The organism is Stenotrophomonas sp. Steno-C17, assembly GCF_056393165.1.
Genome location: NZ_JBWJPD010000014.1, coordinates 109,846 through 128,976, shown reverse-complemented (window position 1 = coordinate 128,976; position 19,131 = coordinate 109,846). Strand labels below are relative to the sequence as shown.

General features: G+C 67.4%; 18 protein-coding genes. 6 read left to right on the top strand and 12 right to left on the bottom strand.

The annotated features are described in order from the left end of the window. Window positions 1–120: 120 nt before the first annotated feature. From AC06FA_RS13945 to AC06FA_RS13895, 11 genes are all read right to left on the bottom strand, one after another. Window positions 121–1,389, bottom strand: coding sequence for a glutamate-5-semialdehyde dehydrogenase (locus AC06FA_RS13945; RefSeq protein ID WP_478068814.1), 1,269 nt, complete (start codon window positions 1,387–1,389; stop codon window positions 121–123). Next, window positions 1,386–2,543, bottom strand: coding sequence for a glutamate 5-kinase (proB, locus tag AC06FA_RS13940; protein WP_478068813.1), 1,158 nt, complete (start codon window positions 2,541–2,543; stop codon window positions 1,386–1,388). Before proB ends, AC06FA_RS13945 begins: the two co-directional genes overlap by 4 nt. 10 nt (window positions 2,544–2,553) lie before the next feature. Beyond that, window positions 2,554–2,817 (bottom strand): YciI family protein, encoded by a 264-nt coding sequence (locus AC06FA_RS13935; protein WP_478068812.1) that lies wholly within the window; start codon window positions 2,815–2,817, stop codon window positions 2,554–2,556. Further along, window positions 2,817–4,112: an argininosuccinate lyase gene (argH, locus tag AC06FA_RS13930; protein WP_478068811.1), complete on the bottom strand. Its 1,296-nt coding sequence runs from the start codon at window positions 4,110–4,112 to the stop codon at window positions 2,817–2,819. The genes AC06FA_RS13935 and argH overlap by 1 nt, the downstream gene beginning before the upstream one ends. A 21-nt stretch (window positions 4,113–4,133) precedes the next feature. Next, window positions 4,134–5,087, bottom strand: a complete 954-nt coding sequence (gene argC / locus AC06FA_RS13925) for an N-acetyl-gamma-glutamyl-phosphate reductase (protein WP_478068810.1) — start codon at window positions 5,085–5,087, stop codon at window positions 4,134–4,136. Next, window positions 5,084–5,686 (bottom strand): GNAT family N-acetyltransferase, encoded by a 603-nt coding sequence (locus AC06FA_RS13920; protein ID WP_478068809.1) that lies wholly within the window; start codon window positions 5,684–5,686, stop codon window positions 5,084–5,086. Before AC06FA_RS13920 ends, argC begins: the two co-directional genes overlap by 4 nt. 3 nt (window positions 5,687–5,689) lie before the next feature. Further along, the gene (locus tag AC06FA_RS13915; protein WP_312708063.1) at window positions 5,690–7,018 is read right to left on the bottom strand and encodes an acetylglutamate kinase; all 1,329 of its coding nucleotides are present in this window, start codon (window positions 7,016–7,018) and stop codon (window positions 5,690–5,692) included. Between the two features lie 25 nt (window positions 7,019–7,043). Continuing rightward, window positions 7,044–8,132, bottom strand: a complete 1,089-nt coding sequence (locus tag AC06FA_RS13910; protein ID WP_478068808.1) for an acetylornithine deacetylase — start codon at window positions 8,130–8,132, stop codon at window positions 7,044–7,046. A 110-nt stretch (window positions 8,133–8,242) separates the two neighbouring features. Further along, the gene (locus tag AC06FA_RS13905) at window positions 8,243–9,439 is read right to left on the bottom strand and encodes an argininosuccinate synthase (RefSeq protein WP_014037860.1); all 1,197 of its coding nucleotides are present in this window, start codon (window positions 9,437–9,439) and stop codon (window positions 8,243–8,245) included. Between the two features lie 86 nt (window positions 9,440–9,525). Further along, window positions 9,526–10,536: an N-acetylornithine carbamoyltransferase gene (locus tag AC06FA_RS13900; RefSeq protein ID WP_312708065.1), complete on the bottom strand. Its 1,011-nt coding sequence runs from the start codon at window positions 10,534–10,536 to the stop codon at window positions 9,526–9,528. A gap of 319 nt (window positions 10,537–10,855) precedes the next feature. Further along, window positions 10,856–11,419 carry a hypothetical protein gene (locus AC06FA_RS13895; RefSeq protein ID WP_478068807.1) on the bottom strand — a complete coding sequence of 188 codons (564 nt, stop codon included), beginning with the start codon at window positions 11,417–11,419 and terminating at the stop codon, window positions 10,856–10,858. Between the two features lie 175 nt (window positions 11,420–11,594). Between AC06FA_RS13895 and cysS the strand changes: the two genes are divergently transcribed. Genes cysS through AC06FA_RS13880 form a run of 3 tightly spaced genes read left to right on the top strand, consistent with a single transcriptional unit; the run spans window position 11,595 to window position 14,722 of the window. Continuing rightward, entirely contained in the window at window positions 11,595–12,971 is a 1,377-nt protein-coding gene (gene cysS, locus AC06FA_RS13890; protein ID WP_478068806.1) for a cysteine--tRNA ligase, read from the top strand. A gap of 54 nt (window positions 12,972–13,025) precedes the next feature. Next, window positions 13,026–13,478, top strand: a complete 453-nt coding sequence (locus AC06FA_RS13885; protein ID WP_478068805.1) for a SufE family protein — start codon at window positions 13,026–13,028, stop codon at window positions 13,476–13,478. Beyond that, window positions 13,475–14,722, top strand: a complete 1,248-nt coding sequence (locus tag AC06FA_RS13880; protein WP_478068804.1) for an MFS transporter — start codon at window positions 13,475–13,477, stop codon at window positions 14,720–14,722. Before AC06FA_RS13885 ends, AC06FA_RS13880 begins: the two co-directional genes overlap by 4 nt. 196 nt (window positions 14,723–14,918) lie before the next feature. Here the strand turns inward: AC06FA_RS13880 and dksA are convergent, their stop codons facing one another. After that, a complete protein-coding gene (gene dksA / locus AC06FA_RS13875) occupies window positions 14,919–16,172 on the bottom strand; it encodes an RNA polymerase-binding protein DksA (protein WP_478068803.1) in 1,254 nt (417 codons plus the stop codon). Between the two features lie 273 nt (window positions 16,173–16,445). Between dksA and yidD the strand changes: the two genes are divergently transcribed. Genes yidD through AC06FA_RS13860 form a run of 3 tightly spaced genes read left to right on the top strand, consistent with a single transcriptional unit; the run spans window position 16,446 to window position 18,896 of the window. After that, window positions 16,446–16,700 carry a membrane protein insertion efficiency factor YidD gene (gene yidD / locus AC06FA_RS13870; protein WP_478068802.1) on the top strand — a complete coding sequence of 85 codons (255 nt, stop codon included), beginning with the start codon at window positions 16,446–16,448 and terminating at the stop codon, window positions 16,698–16,700. 1 nt (window position 16,701) lies between these two features. Further along, the gene (locus tag AC06FA_RS13865; RefSeq protein ID WP_478068801.1) at window positions 16,702–18,048 is read left to right on the top strand and encodes a dihydroorotase; all 1,347 of its coding nucleotides are present in this window, start codon (window positions 16,702–16,704) and stop codon (window positions 18,046–18,048) included. Beyond that, window positions 18,048–18,896 (top strand): M23 family metallopeptidase, encoded by an 849-nt coding sequence (locus tag AC06FA_RS13860; RefSeq protein ID WP_478068800.1) that lies wholly within the window; start codon window positions 18,048–18,050, stop codon window positions 18,894–18,896. Before AC06FA_RS13865 ends, AC06FA_RS13860 begins: the two co-directional genes overlap by 1 nt. The last annotated feature ends 235 nt before the right edge of the window (window positions 18,897–19,131 follow it).

The following is a 19,131-nucleotide window of genomic DNA, read 5'->3' as shown; positions in this document are numbered from 1 at the left end:
AGCCCGTTGCGCAGCAACGGGATCCGACACCGCCCCGCCATCCCACGGATATCCCGCTTTTGACGTTGACGTTGCCGTTGACCTGCAGCAGGTGCAGGGCCGCAGGCCCTGCCGACCCCCCTACCGGGTCTGCCCTTCGCCGCGTACGACGAACCGTTCGACGGTCAACGCTTCCAGCCCCATCGGGCCATACGCGTGCAGGCGCGTGGTGGAAATGCCGATCTCGCTGCCGAGCCCCAACTGGCCGCCATCGGAAAAACGCGAAGACGCGTTGACCATCACCACCGCCGAACGCAGCGCGTTGACGAAGCGCTCGGCATGGCCGGCGTCTTCGGTAGCAATCACTTCGGTATGGTCAGAGGTATACGTGCGGATGTGGGCGATTGCCGCGTCCAGGTCATCGACCACGCGCACCGCCAGCACCAGATCGAGGAACTCCGCGGCATAGTCGTCATCGGTGGCCAGCGTGCTGCCCGGCAGCAACGGCTGCGCCCGCGCGTCGGCACGCAGCTCCACCCCGCGCTCGCCCAGCGCCTGCGCCGCACGCGGCAGGAATGCATCGGCAACATCACGGTGCACCAGCAGCGTTTCCAGCGAATTGCAGGCCGCCGGGCGGCTGCACTTGCCATCCACCAGCAGCGCAACGGCCTTGTCCAGATCAGCGCTGGCATCCACGAACAGATGGCAGACACCCTTGTAGTGCTTGATCACCGGAACCCGCGCGTGTTCGGCCACGAAGCGGATCAGCCCTTCCCCGCCGCGCGGAATGGCCAGGTCGATCAGCTCGTGCAGCTGCAGCAACGCCAGCATGGCCTCGCGGCGCAGATCGGTCAGCACGGTCACCGCTGCCGGCGGCACGCCATTGGCCTTCAACGCACCGGCCAGCGCATGGGCGATGGCGGTGTTGGAATGGATCGCTTCTGAACCACCGCGCAGGATCACCCCGTTACCCGCCTTCAGGCACAGCGCAGCGGCCTCGGCGGTCACGTTCGGGCGTGCTTCGTAAATCATCGCGATCACGCCCAACGGCACGCGCACCTTCTGCACGCGGATACCGTTGGGGCGCACATCGTCGCGGGTCACCTGGCCGACCGGATCGGGCAGCGCGGCCACTTCGCGCACCGCTTCGGCCATGCCGAACAACCGCGCCGGGTCCAACGCCAGGCGGTCGAGCATCGCCGTACCCACGCCTTTCTCCCGTGCGGCAGCCAGGTCGCGTGCATTGCCGGCCAGGATCAGGCCGGCGTTCACTTCCAGTGCCTGCGCCATGGACAGCAGCAGCGCACGGCGCGCCGCACTGTCCAGCCCGGCAACCACCGTCGCCGCGTCACGGCAGGCCCGGGCCTGCGCTTCGATTTCACTCATGGGGATGTCCTGCAGTTCGTTCATGGCAGCACCAGATCATCGCGGTGCACGACCGTGCCACCGTAGTTGTAGCCGAGCACGGCCTGGATGTCGCGCGTGTGGCGGCCGGCAATGCGGCGCACATCGTCGGCGGCGTACTGGCTGACCCCGCGCGCCACGCAGACCCGCCCGGCATCACTGTTCCAGCACACCTGCACCATGTCACCGCGACGGAACGCGCCGTCGGCGCCGGTAATGCCACCGGGCAACAGCGAAGCGCCCTTCTCGCGCATGGCCTGGGCAGCACCGGCATCGACCAGAATCGCGCCCTCGGCCAGCGGCGCGTGCCGCAGCCAATGCTTGCGCGCCGCTTCACGGCTGCGGGCAGCGTGGATGCGCGTGCCAAACAGCCGATCGCGAGTCAGCGCGCGCACCACGTCACCGCTGCGACCGTTGAACAGGTAGGTTTCGATGCCCAGCCGACCAGCCTTTGCGGCGGCCTCCAGCTTGGTGCGCATGCCACCGGTACCGGCACGCGAGCCCGCACCGCCGGCCATGGCCAGCACGGCATCGGTCAGCTCCGGTACGTCGTGCAGCGGCCGCGCGTCGGCCACCGTGCGCGGGTCGGCGCTGTACAGCCCGTCGATGTCGGTGGCGATGAACAACGCATCGGCATCGACCAGCGCGGCCACCGTGGCGGCCAGGTTGTCGTTGTCGCCAAGCTTGAGTTCGTCCACCGACACGGTGTCGTTCTCGTTCACCACCGGCAGTGCGCCCAGACGCAACAACTCGTTCAACGTGGCGCGCGCATTGAGGTAACGGCGGCGGTTGCGCAGGTCGTCGTGGGTCAGCAGCACCTGGGCCACCGGCCGCTCGAAGAAACGCTGCCACAGGCCGATCAGCTGCGCCTGGCCCAATGCGGCCAGCGCCTGGCGGGCGGCCATGGCAGCACCGGGTTCATCCACGCGCGGCAGGATCGCTCGCCCCGCCGCGACGGCACCGGAGGAGACGATCACCACTTCACGGCCGGCCAGCACATGGGCCGAGACGAACTGGGCCAGCCCCAGCGCATGGCGCGGCGACAGCCCACCCCCATCGGCGGCCAGCAGACTGCTCCCCACCTTCAGCACCGCGCGCCGCCACGGCGGCAGCGCTTGTTCGGGGAACGGCGAGGCGACGTGGGCAGCGGGGTGTGTCATCAGCGGTGTCTCAGCGGGTACGCCATTCGCGCACGGTCAACTGCGAGGCCTGCATCGTCACCAGCGGATCGGTGGCGACGATGGCCTGGGCCTGCGCCAGGCTGTCCACGTTGCACAGCACGTAGGCGCCGCCGCTGCCATCGGTGAAGCCACCGGTCAGCTGCAGCTGGCCCTGGTCGCGCAATGCATCGAGGAAGTCCAGGTGCGGCTGCACCGCGGCCTGGGTGAACGTGGGCAGGCGCAGGGCCATGACCAGGTAAACGATGCCCGCCATCAGGCCAGCGCCAGCCAGCGCGCGCGCAGTTCGTCCAGGCGCAGGTCGGCGGCAGAACCGGGCGACACGCGCGCGGCCAGGCTGCCTTCCGGGGTACGCCCCTGCCCTGCGCTGTCGGCGCCGGCGGCGGCGGCCTTGTAGGCCTCGCGGAACGGCACACCGGCCACGGCCGCTTCCACCGCAACGTCGGTGGCGTACATGCCCGAATCGATGGCCGCGCGCAGCTTGTCGTCACGCCATTCCAGGTTGGCCAGCAGCGCCGGCAGCAGTTCCAGCGCGGCCAGGCCACGACCGAAGCCGTGGAAGATGGCGCCCTTGGACGACTGCAGGTCGCGGTGGTAGCCCGACGGCAGCGACAGCAGCTGCTCGATCTCGGTACGCGCCGCGGCCACGCTGGCGTGGGTGGCGCGCATCAGTTCGATCACGTCCGGGTTGCGCTTGTTGGGCATGATCGAGCTGCCGGTGGTGTACTGCGCCGGCAATGCGACGAAGCCGAATTCGGCACTGGTGAACAGCGAAAGATCCCAGGCGATGCGGCGCAGGTCCAGCGTTGCGCCGCCCAGTGCTTCCAGGGCGGCCAGCTCGAACTTGCCGCGCGACAGCTGCGCATAGATCGGCGACACCTGCATGCGTGCAAAGCCCAGCGCGGCGGTGGTGTGCTCGCGGTCCAGCGGCAGGTTCACGCCGTAGCCGGCAGCGGTACCCAGCGGGTTGGCATCCACCAGCGCGTGGGTGTCGCGCGCGCGCACCGCGTTGTCGATGAAGGCTTCAGCCCAACCGGCCCACCACATGCCCGCCGACGAGACCACGGCGCGCTGGATGTGGGTGTAGCCGGGAATCGGCAGGTCCTTCTCGGCCTGGGCACGGTCCAGCGCGACCTTGGCCACTTCCGCACTGAGATGGGCCACGCGCTGCAGCTTTTCCTTCAGCCACAGGCGGGTGGCCACCAGGATCTGGTCGTTGCGGCTGCGCCCGGTGTGGATCTTGCGCCCAGCATCGCCCAGGCGTTCGGTCAGGCGTGCTTCGATGGCCGAATGCCCGTCTTCGTACTGGGTATCCAGCACGAAACGGCCTTCGCGGAAATCCTGCGCCAGCAGGTCCAGTTCGCGCAGCAGGCCGGCCAGTTCGTCGGCACTGAGGATGCCGACGTGCTGCAGGCCTTCGGCGTGTGCGGCGCTGGCGGCGATGTCGTGCAGGAAGAACTCGCGGTCGAGGATCACATCATCGCCGGCGAGGAAGGTCTGGATCTGTGCGTCGACCGCGACGCCCGGCTTCTGCCAAAGAAGGTCTGCCATGGGGGGCTCCGTAATACGTGTTCAGTGCGGGATCGACGTCAGTTCGTCGATGCCCAGCGCAAGGTTGAGGTTCTGCATGGCCTGGGTGGCCGCGCCCTTCAGCAGGTTGTCCAGGGTGGCCACCACCACCACCCGCTTGCCACCGGGTGCCACGGTGAAGCCACCGACCTGGGCACCGTGGCGGCCGGCAATGCGGCTGACCCACGGGGCCTCGTCCACCACCTCCACCAGCGGTTCGCCGGCGTAGGCCTGCTGGAAACGCGCGACGATCTGTTCGCGGGTCTGCACCTGGTTCAACCACAGGTTCGCGGTCAGGGTGATGCCACGGAAGTGCGGCGCCACGTGCGGCATGAACTCCACTGCCACGCCCAGCTGCACCGACACTTCGCGCTCGTGCACATGGTTGGTCAGCGCGTACGGCATCAGGTTGTCGGCCAGCAGGTCCACGTTGTTCTTGTCCGACGGGCTGGTGCCCGCACCGGAATAGCCGGACACACCGAAGCACTGCGGCGGGCCGGCCAGCAGGTCCAGCAGCGGGTGCACGGCCAACTGCATCGCGGTGGCGTAGCAGCCCGGATTGCTGATGTGCTTCTGGCCGCTGTAGCGGCTGCGGGTGAGTTCCGGCAGGCCGTAGTACCAGCCGTTGTCGAAGCGGTAGTCGGCCGACAGATCGACGATCACGGTATCCGGCCTGGCGGCGTCCAGCGCGGCCACGAACGGCGCGGCCAGACCATTGGGCAGGGCCAGGATCACCGCATCCACGCCCTTGGCGGCCACCGCGTCGGCATCCAGGTTTTCGTACTGCAGGTCGCCCTGCACTTCGGGGTGGTGGTCGGCCAGGCGCTGGCCGGCACGCTCGCGCGAAGACACGAAGGCCAGCTTCAAGCGCGGGTGGGCGGCGACCAGCTTGATCAGCTCGGCACCGGTATGGCCGCGGGCACCGACAATGCCCAGGGTGAAAGTCGAATCGTTCATGCGTGTTGGTCCAGGCGGTGCTGCAGGTGGCGCTTCACGCCCTGCCATTCCGCGTCGATGATGGAAAAGATGACGGTGTCACGCGGCGTGCCGTCGGCATGCCGTTTGTGGTTGCGCAGCACGCCGTCCTGCTTGGCGCCCAGGCGGGCGATGGCGGCGCGCGAGGCATGGTTGAACCAGCTGGTTTCCAGCACCACGCTGATGCAGCCCATCACCTCGAAGGCGTGCTGCAGCAACAGCAGCTTGGCCTCGGTGTTCACCCCGCTGCGCTGCACGCGCGGCGCGTACCAGGTGTACCCCAGGCTGAGCGTGGGAACATCCGCTTCCAGGCCGTAGAAGCGCGTACTGCCGACGATGTCGCCGGCCGCATCACGGACCACGAACGGCAGCACCTTGCCTTCGGCCTGCGCGTCCAGCGCGGCCTGCACGTACTGCCCTGCCCGCTGCGGCGGCGGCACCTGGGTGTACCAGAGCTGGTCCAGGCCGCTGCCTTCCAGCGCCGCGGCCAGGCCGGAAACGTGCGCACCCTGCAGCGGCTCCAGCAGCACATGCTGGCCGCGCAGGGTGGGAACGCTCTTCCAGGCGTCGGCAGGCGTCATGGCTCAGCCCTGCAGGCTCGGCGTGCGCTGGGCGCAATGGTCGACATAGGTCTTGATGCGGTCGATGCCATCGGCACCGAACCAGAACACCTTCCACTGGTCCTGCTTGTAGCAGCCGTCGGATTCGGCGTAATAGAAGTGGTTGATCGGGTTGCCGTGGCGCGAGCGCCAGAACAGCTGCGGGGTTTCTTCCAGCATCACGTTCCACACCGCGCGGCCCAGGCCTTCGCCCTGCGCATCGTCCAGCACGGCGAACTTGTCCAGGTACACGCCCTCGGCCTCGTCGGTGAGGATGACCGCGGTGCGGTAGTTCTCGCTCACATAGGCGCGCAGCAGGCGGGTCTTCTGGAAGTAATCGGGCACCAACGTGCGACCGAAGCTGGATTCGATCAGGCCCTTCAGGCGCGGCAGGTCCAGCTCGCTCCATTCGGTGGCGCGCAGCACTTTTTCGCCCTTGCGCACCAGCGTGCCCGAGCCCTTGTGGGTGAACAGTTCCTTGGCCAGGTCGGCCGGACGGGTGATCGACACCGACGATTCCAGCGGCAGGCGATCCAGCAGGTCCTTGATCTGTTCGATCTTCACCTTCATGCCACCGTGGATCCACGGTTGCGCGATCAGGTGGTCGTACTCGGTGGACAGGTTGATCGAATCGATCACCGTGCCCTGCTCGTCCAGCAGGCCGCCGGTGCCGGTCAGGAAGATGATCTTGTAGGGCTGCAGTTCCTGCACCAGCTCGTTGGCGGCGAAGTCGGCGTTGACGTTCAGGATCTGCCCACCGGCGGTCTCACCCAGGCTGGTGATAACCGGAATGGAGCCGGCACGCAGGCTGGCCTCGATCGGCGCCAGGTTGACCTTCTTCACTTCGCCCACCAGACCGTAGGTGTCCGGGTCCAGGTACTCGGCCTCGAATACGCCGCCGGTGATGGAGGTGGCACGCGCACCGTTCTGCTGCAGGGCTTCGACCAGGCGCAGGTTGGACTGCTGGAACACCCGGCGCACGATGGCCAGGGCTTCCGGCGAGGTCACGCGCAGGCCGTTGACCGTCTGCTTCTCGATGCCGGCGGCGGACAGTTCCGCGTCCAGCTGCGGGCCGGCGCCGTGCAGCACGATCGGGGTCAGGCCCACTTCCTGCAGGAAGGACAGCGAGGACGTCAGTGCTTCAAGATCGTCGCGCAGCACGGCACCGCCGACCTTCACCACAGCGAAGCGCTTGGCATCCAACTGCGAAAAGCGCTTGAGGTACTGGCTGATCTCCTTCGCGCTGGCCATGCTGGAAAGCAGGCGCACGATGGTCTGGCGGGTCTGGCGGTGGGGCTGGAGGGCAGGAGACATTTCGGTTTCGTCGGAAAGGGAAGAATCAGGCGCCGGCGGCGATGATGCGGTGCACGGCGTCGGTATAGCGCTGCAGCTGGTCCAGCGTCACGAACTCATCGGCGGTATGCGCCTGGGCGATGTCACCCGGGCCGAACACCAGCGTGGTGTAGCCACCGGCCGAGAACAGCGAGGCTTCGGTCCAGAAATCCACCGCGTTGCCGATCGGCAGGTCCAGCGCATCGGCCACGTCGCGCGCCAGCAGGCGGCGGTGCTCGGCTTCGGCAATATCGCCGGCCGGCAGGCTGGGGCCGCGGAAGGTTTCGGTGAACAGCGCAGCCTCCGGTTCGGCAAAACCAGCGAAGGTCGCCAGCAGCGCATCGATATCCATCGACGGCAGCGGGCGGAAGCCAAAGCGCACCTCGGCGGCCGGCGCGATCATGTTGGCCTTGATGCCACCTTCCACGCGGCCGATATTGAAGCGCAGGCCGGTCAGGCCACCGAAGCGCGCCGACGCCAGCGATTCCACATGGTCCAGCGCGCGGTTGCCCCAGCGCATCGCCTGGTGCAGCGCGCTGGCGGCGGCATCCTGCTTGCCCGAGGCATGGCCGGCGCGGCCGGCGAACTGCATCAGCACCGAGCTGATGCCACGGTGCGCCAGCACCGCCTCGCTCATGGTCGGTTCGGCCACCAGCACCGCCTCGTAGGGCAGCCCACGGGCCAGGAACGCGGCAATGCAGCGCGGATCGTTGGCTTCTTCGTCGCTGGAGAACAGGAACGCGGCATCGCCATCGCTGGCATTGGCCGCGGCCACCAGCGCGGCGGCCGCGCCCTTGATATCGCACACGCCCAGACCGACCACACGGTCGTCCAGGCGGCGCATCACGTGCGGATCGGCACTCCAGTGCGGCGAATCGGGCACGGTATCCAGATGCACGTTGAACAGGTACTTCGGCGTACCGCGCACCGCGTACAGGCTGACCGCACCGGCGCCGTGGTCGATCACCTCGACATTGAAGCCGGGCAGATGGTCGCGCAGGTAATCGAAGATGCCACCGGTGGTGATCGCACGCGGCGGGTTGCGGGTGTCGAAGGACACCAGGGCCTGCAGGTGGTTGAGCGTCTGTTCAAGCATGAATCAACAGTTCCTGTGGAATTCCGCCGGGCATGGCCCGGCGCTACCGAATCGCGTCTGGTGCAGCGCGCCCTTCGAAGTGAAGGGCGCACGTGCGCATCGATCGCGGCTTAGCCGCGGTTCACCTGCGCATACAAGGTCGAGCTCATGCCGAACAGCTTGATGAAGCCTTCGGCTTCTTCCACGCCCCAGTCGGCCGACTGCGCGTAGGTGGCACCCTTGGTGTTGAGCAGGTGCGGCGACTTCACCGCCACCGCGTCGACGCGGCCACCGCGGGTTTCCAGCACCACTTCGCCGTTCACCTTGGCCTGCGAGGACTTCAGGAACGCTTCGATGTCGGTCTTCAGCGGGTCGTGGTAGAAGCCTTCGTACACCAGCTCCACCCACTTGCGCGCCACGTCCGGCTTGAAGCGGTTCTGCTGCTTGGTCAGCACGGCATCTTCCAGCGCGCGGTGCGCGGCCAGCAGCGAGACCAGGCCCGGGGCTTCGAACACGATGCGGCCCTTCAGGCCGATCACGGTGTCGCCGGTGTAGACGCCACGGCCGACACCATACGGGGCGAACAGCTTGTTCAGCTGGGCCAGGATCTGGTCGCCCGGCAGGGCCTTGCCGTTCAGTTCGACAGCTTCGCCTTCCACGAACTTCAGGGTGACGGTCAGCGCCTGCTCCGGCCACTCGCTGCGCGGCGAGCACCAGCCACGGGCGCCCTCGCCCGGTGCTTCCCAACGGTCGATCTCGCCGCCGGACATGGTCACGCCCAGCAGGTTCTCGTTGATGGTGTAGGCCTGCTGCTTGGCGCGCACGCCGAAGCCGCGCTCTTCCAGGTACTTCTGCTCGTAGGCGCGGGTCTGGGTGTGCTCCTTCTGGATCTCGCGGATCGGCGCGATGATCTGGTAGTCACCCAGGGCCTTCACGGCCAGGTCGAAGCGGACCTGGTCGTTGCCCATGCCGGTGCAGCCGTGGGCGATGATGTTGGTGCCAAGTTCGGCAGCACGCTTCAGCGCGGCGTCGACAATCAGGTAACGGTCGGACACCAGCAGCGGGTACTGGCCCTGGTAGCCTTCGCCGGCCCACACGAACGGCTTGACGAAGCCTTCCCAGATGGCCGGGCCACCGTTGACGGTCACGTGGCTGGTGACGCCCAGTTCGGCGGCACGCTTTTCGATGAAATCGCGCTCTTCATCATCCACGCCGCCGGTATCGGCGAACACGGTGTGCACGTTGTAGCCGCGCTCCTGCAGGTAAGGCACGCAGAAGCTGGTATCCAGGCCGCCGGAGAAGGCGAGAACGACGTCTTTGTTGCTCATGGGGGTAATGTCCAATCAGGTGGGGTAGCGCCGGGCCATGCCCGACTTCGTCTTCGTAGAGTCGAGCCATGCTCGACTGATTGTTCTCAGCGACCGGCAACCGCGGCCATGATTGCCTTCTGCACGTGCAGTCGGTTCTCGGCTTCGTTGATGGCGATGCACTGCGGCGAATCCATCACGCCATCGGTGGCCTTCACGTTGCGGCGCAGCGGCAGGCAGTGGCTGAACACACCGTTGTTGGTCAGCGCCATCTTGCGTTCGTCGACGATGAAGTGCTTGTACTGGTCGCGGATCGGCTTTTCCGGCTCCCAGTTGCCGAAGAACGGCAGCGCGCCCCAGCTCTTGGCGTAGACCACGTCGGCACCGGCGTAGGCGCTGTCGATGTCATGGCTGACCTTCAGCGAACCGCCGCTCTCGGCCACGTTCTGTTCGGCCCAGCCCATGTAGCGCTCGTCCAGGATGTAGTCGGCGGTCGGGCACAGCAGGGTCACGTCCATGCCCATGCGCGTGGCGATGGTCAGCGCCGAGTTGGCCACGGCGGTGTTCAGCGGCTTGGGGTGGTAGGTCCAGGTCAGCACGTACTTCTTGCCGCGCAGGTCCTGCGTGCCGAAGTGCTCCTGCAGGGCCATGATGTGGGCCAGTTCCTGGCACGGGTGGGTGATGGTCTCCATGTTGATGACCGGCACCGGCGAGTACTTGGCGAAGCTGTTGAGGACGATGTCCTGGCGGTCGTAGGCCCAGTCCACGAACTTGGGGAACGCACGCACGGCGATGATGTCGCAGTAACGGCCCAGCACCTTGGCCACTTCGGCGATGTGTTCTTCGGTATCGCCATCCATCACCGTACCGAGGTTGAACTCGATCGGCCACGCATCCTTGCCCGGCTGCAGCACCACGGCGTGCGCGCCCAGCTGGAACGCGCCCAGTTCAAAGCTGGTGCGGGTGCGCATGGAGGGGTTGAAGAACACCAGCGCGATCGACTTGCCCTTGAGCTGGTCGCCGATCTTGTTGCGCTTGAACAGCTCGGCCTGGGTCAGCAGGGCGTCAAGCTCGCTGCGGCTCCAGTCCTGGGTGTTCAGGAAGTGCTTGGGGGACATCATCTTTCCTTGCGTGGCGGCGCCGGGCTGCGGCGCGGTGGAAGGGAAAACCGGCAAACAGGGTGGTGCGGAATGGTTGCAGATGAAGCTTTCAGGACGCGGAAACGAAAAAACCCAGCCGGCGGGCTGGGTTTTTTTCGGACGAACAGCAGAAAGCTCCGGTTACCCAGCGGAAATGTGGGGTTCCGGTCGACGGGCACGCGACGTCATGCCAGTGGCCTGGCGGGCGGCGCTGCTGTCGTGCTGGAAGTCGGTGAGCTTCATGGCCGAACATCTTTGCATGGGCGGGGGGCCTGCGCAAGGGGCAGGCGTCGCAGAATCAGGGCGAAGCCCCGGCGGTCTGGTCGGCGCCGACCCACGGGGTGATCGAAACCCGGATCTTCAGCCGGTTGCCGGGGTCTTCCGGCAGCCGCGAGCGGTACTTGGTGCCCTTGTAGACGTAATCCACGTCGTAGGCGATGGGGCGGCGGAACTCGCGGCCCACCGGCACGATGCGGCAGTCGCGGGTCAGCATGGGGCCATTGTTGGCCGGCGCCGGGGCCGGGTTCTCGGCGGCCACCTCGTCGGCGGCCTCCTCGTCGCTGCGCTTGAACATCGAGCGCACCGAGTCCCAGAAGCGGCCGATCCGGCCCTTGTCCTCCACCGGCTCCTCGCCGGTCACGTTCACCGGGGCCAGGGTGCGGGTGGAAACGGGTTCGCAGTGTTCTTCGGTACGGGTGGCGCGCAGGGTCTGGAACACCGGCTCGACGTTCAGCACCTGCGCGTAGTCGAACTTCACGTTCTCCACGATCACCACCCGGTTGCGCGGCTCGGCCTCCTGGGCCTGGACCACGAGCGGCGCCGCCGACAGGCAGGCCAGGGTCAGCAACGCGGTGGTTTTCATTGGCGACGGAAGGAAGGGCACGGCAATAGTGTAGGCAGTGACGACCGCAAGGGGCTGAACATTACCCGTCCGCGCTGCTCCTGCCCACCCCACCCCGCCCGCCGGTGGGCCCCGGCGCCCCCAAAGGGCCCCGACACGTTCTAAAATCACACGCTTGTCCCCCACCCCGATCCCCATGACCCTGCGCCTGCACAACAACCTGACTCGCCAGCTCGAACCGTTCACCCCGATCGACCCGGCCTGTCCGACCCTGTATGTGTGCGGCCCGACGGTCTACAACTACGTGCACATCGGCAACGCCCGTGGCCCGGTGGTGTTCGGGGTGCTGGCCGACCTGCTGCGGCGCCGCTTCGGCGCCCTGCGCTACGCCCGCAACATCACCGACGTGGACGACAAGATCAACACCGCCGCCCGCGAGCAGGGCGTGCCGATCAGCACCATCACCGACAAGTTCGCAGCGGCCTACCGTGAAGACATGGCCGCGCTGGGCGTGGTGCCGCCGGACATCGAGCCGGAGGTGACCGCGCACATGCCGCAGATCATCAGCATGATCGAGCAGCTGATCGAAAACGGCCATGCCTATGCCGCCGAGGGCCACGTGCTGTTCGCGGTGGCCAGCTTCGACGGCTACGGCAAGCTCTCGCGCCGCGATCCGGAGGAAATGCTGGCGGGCGCCCGCGTCGAGGTGGCCCCGTACAAGCGCGATGCCGGCGATTTCGTGCTGTGGAAGCCGTCCAGCGACGACCTGCCCGGCTGGGAATCGCCGTGGGGCCGCGGTCGCCCGGGCTGGCACATCGAATGCTCGGCGATGGCCGCCGCCCACCTGGGCGAGACCATCGACATCCACGCCGGCGGCGTGGACCTGCAGTTCCCGCACCATGAAAACGAGATCGCGCAGAGCGAATGCGCCCACGGCGGCAAGATCTTCGCCCGCTTCTGGCTGCACAACGGCATGCTCAACTTCGGCGGCGCCAAGATGAGCAAGTCGCTGGGCAACATCGAGCGCGTGCACGACCTGGTGCGCCAGCACCCGCCCGAAGCGCTGCGCCTGGCCCTGCTGTCGGCGCACTACCGGCAGCCGCTGGACTGGTCCGATGCGCTGATCGAACAGTCCGCGCGCACCCTGGACCGCCTGTACGGCACCCTGCGCGACCTGGTCGACGTGGACGCCGCCGCGTCGATCCCGGCGGCGGTCGAAGCCACGCTGGATGATGACCTGAACACCCCGCAGGCCCTGGCCGAAGTGGCCCGCATTGCCGGCGAGGCGCGCCGCGCCACCGACCCGTCCGAGCGCGCACGCCTGAAGAGCGAGCTGCTGGGTGCGGGCCTGGCGCTGGGCCTGCTGCAGGCCGACCCGGCGCAGTGGTTCGGCACCGCCGCCAGCGAAGGTGACGACGATGCGCGCATCCAGGGCCTGATCGACGAGCGTGCCGCTGCCAAGCAGGCCCGTGATTTCGCCCGTTCCGACGCCATCCGCGACCAGCTGGCCGCCGAAGGCATCGTGCTGGAAGACACCCCGCAGGGCGTGCGCTGGGTGCGCAAGCGCGCCTGACCGCCCTGCCCCGTGGCCGGCGCCCCCGGCCACGCCCCCACTGCAGAGACCGTTGTGACCGACTCCCCGTTCCCGCTTGAACCCACCGCCGCCGAGGCGCAGAGCGCCATTGCCGAAGAGTTCGCCTTCTTCGGCGACTGGTCCGAACGCTACCAGTACCTGATCGACCTGGGCCGCAAGCTGCCGACCTTCCCGGAAGAATGGAAGACCGAAGAACACCGCCTGCTGGGCTGCCAGTCGATGGTGTGGATCGTGCCGGAAGGCAATGCGCAGTCGTTGCGCTTCCACGCCATCAGTGATTCGGCCATCGTGTCGGGCCTGATCTTCCTGGCCCTGCGCGTGTACTCGGGCCGCTCGGCGCAGGAAATCCTGGCCACCGAACCCAGCTACATCCAGGACATCGGCCTGGCCCGCCACCTCTCGCCCACCCGCAGCAACGGCGTGGCGGCGATGCTGGCCTTCATCCGCGAGACCGCGCAGGCCCAGCTGCAGCGCGACCCGTCGTGAGCGCGGCCACCACCGCAGACGAAGGCGCGCTGGCCCTGCTGGGCCGGCCCGGCTTTGCCAAGCTGCTGGCCTACCGCATCTTCGCCATGCTGTCCTACCAGGTGGTGGCCGTCACCGTCGGGTGGCACATCTACGAAGTCACCCGCAACCCGTTCTCGCTGGGCCTGGTCGGCCTGGCCGAGGTGCTGCCGTTCTTCTGCGTGGCGCCGTTTGCCGGTTACCTGGTCGACCACCTGCCGCGCCGTCGGCTGGGCATGGTCGCCTGCGCCGGGCTGGTGGCCACGGCCATCGTGCTGACCTGCGTGGCGAAGGGCTGGCTGCCCTTCCACGGCGTCTGGCCGATCTATGCGGCCATCGCCCTGACCGGCATGGTGCGCGCCTTCCTGTCCCCCATCTACAACGCGCTGTTCGCGCGCGTGCTGGCCCGCGAGCAGTTCGCGCGCGGCGCCGGACTGGGCAGCGTGGTGTTCCAGTCGGGCATGGTGGTGGGCCCTGCGCTGGGCGGCATCCTGGTCGGCTGGGGCGGCAAAGGCCTGTCCTATGCCGTGGCCACCGGCTTCGCGCTGGTCGCGCTGGGCTGCCTGGCCACGCTGAAAGTGAGCGAACCGGTGCATGACGGCCCGGCCGCGCCGATCTTCAAGAGCATCGCCGAAGGTGCCCGCTTCGTGGTCGGCAACCGCATCATGGTTGGCGCGATGGCGCTGGACATGTTCTCGGTACTGCTGGGCGGCGTGGTGGCGATGCTGCCGGCCTTCCTGCAGGAGATCCTGCACCACGGCCCGGAAGGGCTGGGCATCCTGCGCGCGGCACCGGCACTGGGGTCGATCGCGGTGGGCCTGTGGCTGGCCCGCCACCCGCTGCAGAAGAACGCCGGGCGTGTGCTGCTGTTCGCCGTGGCCGGGTTCGGCCTGTGCGTGGTCAGCTTCGGCCTGTCCCAGCACTTCTGGCTGTCGGCGCTGATCCTGCTGTTCTACGGGGCCTTCGACGGCGTGTCGGTGGTGGTGCGCTCGACCATCCTGCAGTTGGCCACGCCCGAGGAAATGCGCGGGCGGGTGTCTTCCATCAACGGGATCTTCATCAGTTCGTCCAATGAACTGGGCGCGTTCTATGCCGGCACGATGGCCAAGCTGCTCGGCCTGGTGCCCGCGGTGGTGCTGGGCGGCTGCGCGGTGCTCGGCGTGGCCGGCATCACCGCGTGGAAAAACCCGACGCTGCGCAAGCTGAATCTGCGCGACCTGCAATGAGCGCGCTTTTGTAGAGTCGAGCCATGCTCGACTGCTTTTCAGAAGCGCCAGTCGAGCATGGCTCGACTCTACAAGAACCAGGCAGTCGAGCATGGCTCGACTCTACAAGAGCCAGGCAGCCGAGCATGGCTCGACGCTACAGACAAAAAACCCGGCCAAGGCCGGGTTTTTCGCATGACCACACAACGATCTGGAATCAGTCGCCCTGCTGCTTCTGCAGGTGCTCCCAACGCTCCTGGGCGTCGATGGTGCGCTCGGCGGTCAGGCGCGCTTCCAGGCGCTCCAGGCCGATTTCTTCACCGGTGTCCACGCAGTAGCCGTAATCACCGGCTTCCAGGCGCTTGAGGGTGCTGTCGATCTTGCCGATCAGCTTGCGGTAGCGGTCACGGGTGCGCAGTTCCAGCGAGTTCTCGGTCTCGCGGGTCGCACGCTCGGCTTCGTCGCCGATGTCACGCACTTCCTCACGCAGGTTCTCGATGGTCTGCTTGGATTCTTCCACCAGGTCACCACGCCAGTTCTGCAGGCGCTGACGGAAGTACTCCTGCTGCAGCGAGCTCATGTATTCCTCTTCCGAGGACGGCTTGTAGCCAGCCGGCAGGATCGGGCGGCCAGTGGCCTCGTCGGTCTTGTATTCGATGACCTTGTACTTGCTGCGCGGGGCCGGCGCCGCCGAACGGGCGGTCACAGCCACGGCAACCTTGCCGACGGGGCGCGACACGGTCTTCGGAGCGGTATCAGGATTCACGGCAGATTTCACGGCGGTCTTGGCAGGCGATTTCGAAACGGGCACGGGATTCTTGGATTGCGGGGCCTTCGATGCAACCGGGGCGGCGGCCGTGGCCGGCTTGGGAGCCGGAGGGGCAGCCACCGCGGGGGCGGTCTTGGCCGGGACAGGCTTGGCCGGAGCCGGCTTGGCGGCAGGCTTCGGTGCGGACTTCACTACGGGGGCCGGGGCCGGCTTGGCAGCCGGCGTGGCAACATTCTTCGTGGCTTTCTTTACAGCGGCAGGTGCGGGCGCCGGTTTAGCGGCAGCCGCCTTCTTCGCGGCGGGCTTTACGGCGGGCTTGGCAGCCCCCTTGCTGGCCACCGGCTTCGGTGCCGGCTTGGGCGCGGCCTTTTTGGCGACCGGTTTGGGCGCCGGCTTGGCAGCGGCCTTCTTTACCGGGGCAGCCTTGGCGGCGGTCTTCTTCGCCACCGGTGCCTTCTTTGCCGCGGCTGCAGGCTTGGCCTTGGCCGGCGCCGCCTTCTTGGCAACTGCGGGCTTGCTGGCCTTGGCCGGGGCTTTCTTTGCGGTGGCCTTCCTGGCCGCCGGTTGCGAGGATGCCGCCTTCGCCGCCGGCTTGCTGGCCGACTTCGGGGCAACGGGCTTGGCCGCCAACTTCTTCACAACAGGCTTGGCGGTTTTCTTGGCGGCCTTGACGGCCTTCTTTGCAGTTTTTTTAGCAGCCACGAAACGCTCTTCCTTGGATTCCCCGGGGCCCGGGAAAGCGGGCCTTTATAGCCTACCCGACCGGCAGCAGCAACCTTGGGGGCCTGCTCCATTCAGTCCTGGAGCCAGCGGGCCCAACGTGGCGGTCCGAACAAGCTGACCGCCCTGCACGGTGCGGAACCTGGCCAGCACCTGCAAGGGTACCGGCACCGGTCGCAGGCCATCGGCGACATGCGACCAACAGCCCATCCTGCACAAATGCGGCCTTCATGCCAACTGGCATAAGATGACTGGGTGATCTCGCGCCTGCTCATCGCCCTGCTGCGCTTCTACAAGCGCTTCATCAGCCCCCTGCTGGGGCCGCGCTGCCGTTTCGTGCCCAGTTGTTCTGAATACGCAATGGAGGCCATCGGCCGCCACGGCGCGCTGCGCGGCAGCTGGCTGGCCGCACGCCGCCTGGGCCGCTGCCACCCGTTCCATCCCGGCGGCTTCGATCCAGTGCCCGAGTCTTCCCACGCCCCCTCTTGCCGCTGCACAGGAAAACACTGACATGTCCTCCACCCTCATCACCAATGCCCGCATGGTCAACGAAGGCCGCACCTTCGACGGCGACCTGCGCATCGAGAACGGCCGCATCGCGCAGATCGGCAGTGGGCTGGCCCCGCGCGACGGCGAACAGGTGGTGGACGCGGCCGGTCGCTGGCTGCTGCCGGGCATGATCGATGACCAGGTGCATTTCCGCGAGCCGGGCCTGACCCACAAGGGCGACATCGCCAGCGAATCGGCGGCGGCCGTGGCCGGCGGCCTGACCAGCTTCATGGACATGCCCAACACCAATCCGCCCACGCTGGATTCGACCATCCTGGAAGCCAAGTACGAACTGGCCCGCGGCCGCGCCTGGGCCAATTATGGTTTCTACCACGGCGCCAGCAATGACAACCTGGAAGCGATCCGCGCCCTGGACCCGAAGAAGGCGCCGGGCGTGAAGGTGTTCATGGGCGCGTCCACCGGCAACATGCTGGTGGACGACCCGGACACGCTGGATGCGATCTTCCGCGAGTGCCCCACCCCGATCATCACGCACTGCGAAGACACGCCGATGATCGATGCCAACCTGAAGGCCTTCCAGGAAAAGTACGGCGACGCGCTGACCCCGGACATGCACCCGGACATCCGTTCGCGCGAGGCCTGCATCAAGTCCACCCGCCTGGCCATGTCGCTGGCACGCAAGCACGGCACCCGCCTGCACGTGCTGCACATTTCCACCGCCGACGAACTGGCGCTGTTCGAGAAGGGTCCGCTGATCCGCGCCGACGGCAGCCGCAAGCAGATCACCGCCGAAACCTGCGTGCACTTCCTGCACTTCGCGCGCCCGGATTACGCGACCAAGGGCAACCTGATCAAGTGCAACCCGGCCATCAAGGAAGTGTCCGACCGCGAGGCGATCACCGCCGCGCTGGCTGACGATGTGCTGGACGTGCTGGCCACCGACCATGCCCCGCATACCTGGGAAGAGAAGCAGAAGCCCTATGCGCAGGCGCCGTCGGGCCTGCCGCTGGTGCAGTACGCACTGGTGGCCGCACTGGAGCGCGTGCACGAAGGCAAGCTGACCCGCGAGCAGGTGGTGCAGAAGTTCGCCCACGCCCCGGCGCAGCTGTTCGACGTGGAAGAACGCGGCTTCCTGCGCGAAGGCTACTTTGCCGATCTGGTGCTGGTCGAGGACGTGCCGTTCACCGTCAAGCGCGAGGACGTGCTGTCCAAGTGCGGCTGGTCGCCGTTCGAAGGCACCACGTTCCGCTCGCGCGTGGCCTCGACCTGGGTCAACGGGCAGCTGGTGTGGGACGGCAGCAACCTGGTGGGCGAACCGGCCGGCCAGCGCATGACCTACGACCGCTGATGCGTTCGGCACTTCTGTTGGGGGCGCTGCTGCTGGCCGCGCCCCTGTTCCACGCGCCACCGGCACAGGCGCAGGATGGCATCGGCAGCCTGATCGACAGCCGCGTGGTGTTCCCGGCCAGCGCCTCGCAGGGCGCCATGGTGATCGGCAAGGTGCCGGCCGGCAGCCGCGTACGTTATGCCGGACGCGACCTGCGCGTGAGCAACTATGGCAGCGTGGTGTTCGGCATCGGGCGCGATGAAAAGGGGCCGCTGCAGGTGCAGGTGCAGCGCCCGGATGGCGGCAGCGAGACCGCCACGATCACCGTCACCCCGCGCGACTGGCCCACCGAACGGGTGAACGGCGTACCGCCGAAGACGGTCAATCCACCGCCGGCGATTGCCGAGCGCATCAAGCGCGAACAGGCACAGGTAACGGCAGCGCGCGCCCGCGATGACAACCGCACCGACTTCACCCAGACCTTCATCTGGCCGGTGCAGGGCCGCATCAGCGGCCGCTTCGGCAATGCCCGCGTGTACAACGGCCAACCGGGTGCGGGCCATTCCGGCATGGATATCGCGGTGCCCACCGGCACCCCGGTCAAAGCGCCGGCGGCCGGCGTGGTCACCTTCGCCGGCCCGGACCTGTACCTGACCGGCGGCACGCTGCTGATCGACCATGGCTACGGCATCAGTTCGAACTTCCTGCACCTGTCACGCATCGACGTAAAGGTGGGCGATCGTGTCGAGCAGGGCCAGGTGATTGCCGCTGTGGGTGCTACCGGCCGCGCTACCGGCCCGCACCTGCACTGGGGCATGAACTGGTTCGACACCCGCATCGACCCGTTGCTGGTGCTGGAACGGAAGTAACGCGCGCAATGCGCGTGAGCGGCGCCGACCTTGGTAGGTGCCGACCTTGGTCGGCACCATTCCGCAGCGCGTGCGGACCCGACATTCATCCACGCATGGCGTGGATCTACTGCAATGCGATTTGGTAGGTGCCGACCTTGGTCGGCACAATCCCGCAGCGCGTGCGGACCTGGCATTCATCCACGCATGGCGTGGATCTACTGCAATGCGATTGGGTAGGTGCCGACCTTGGTCG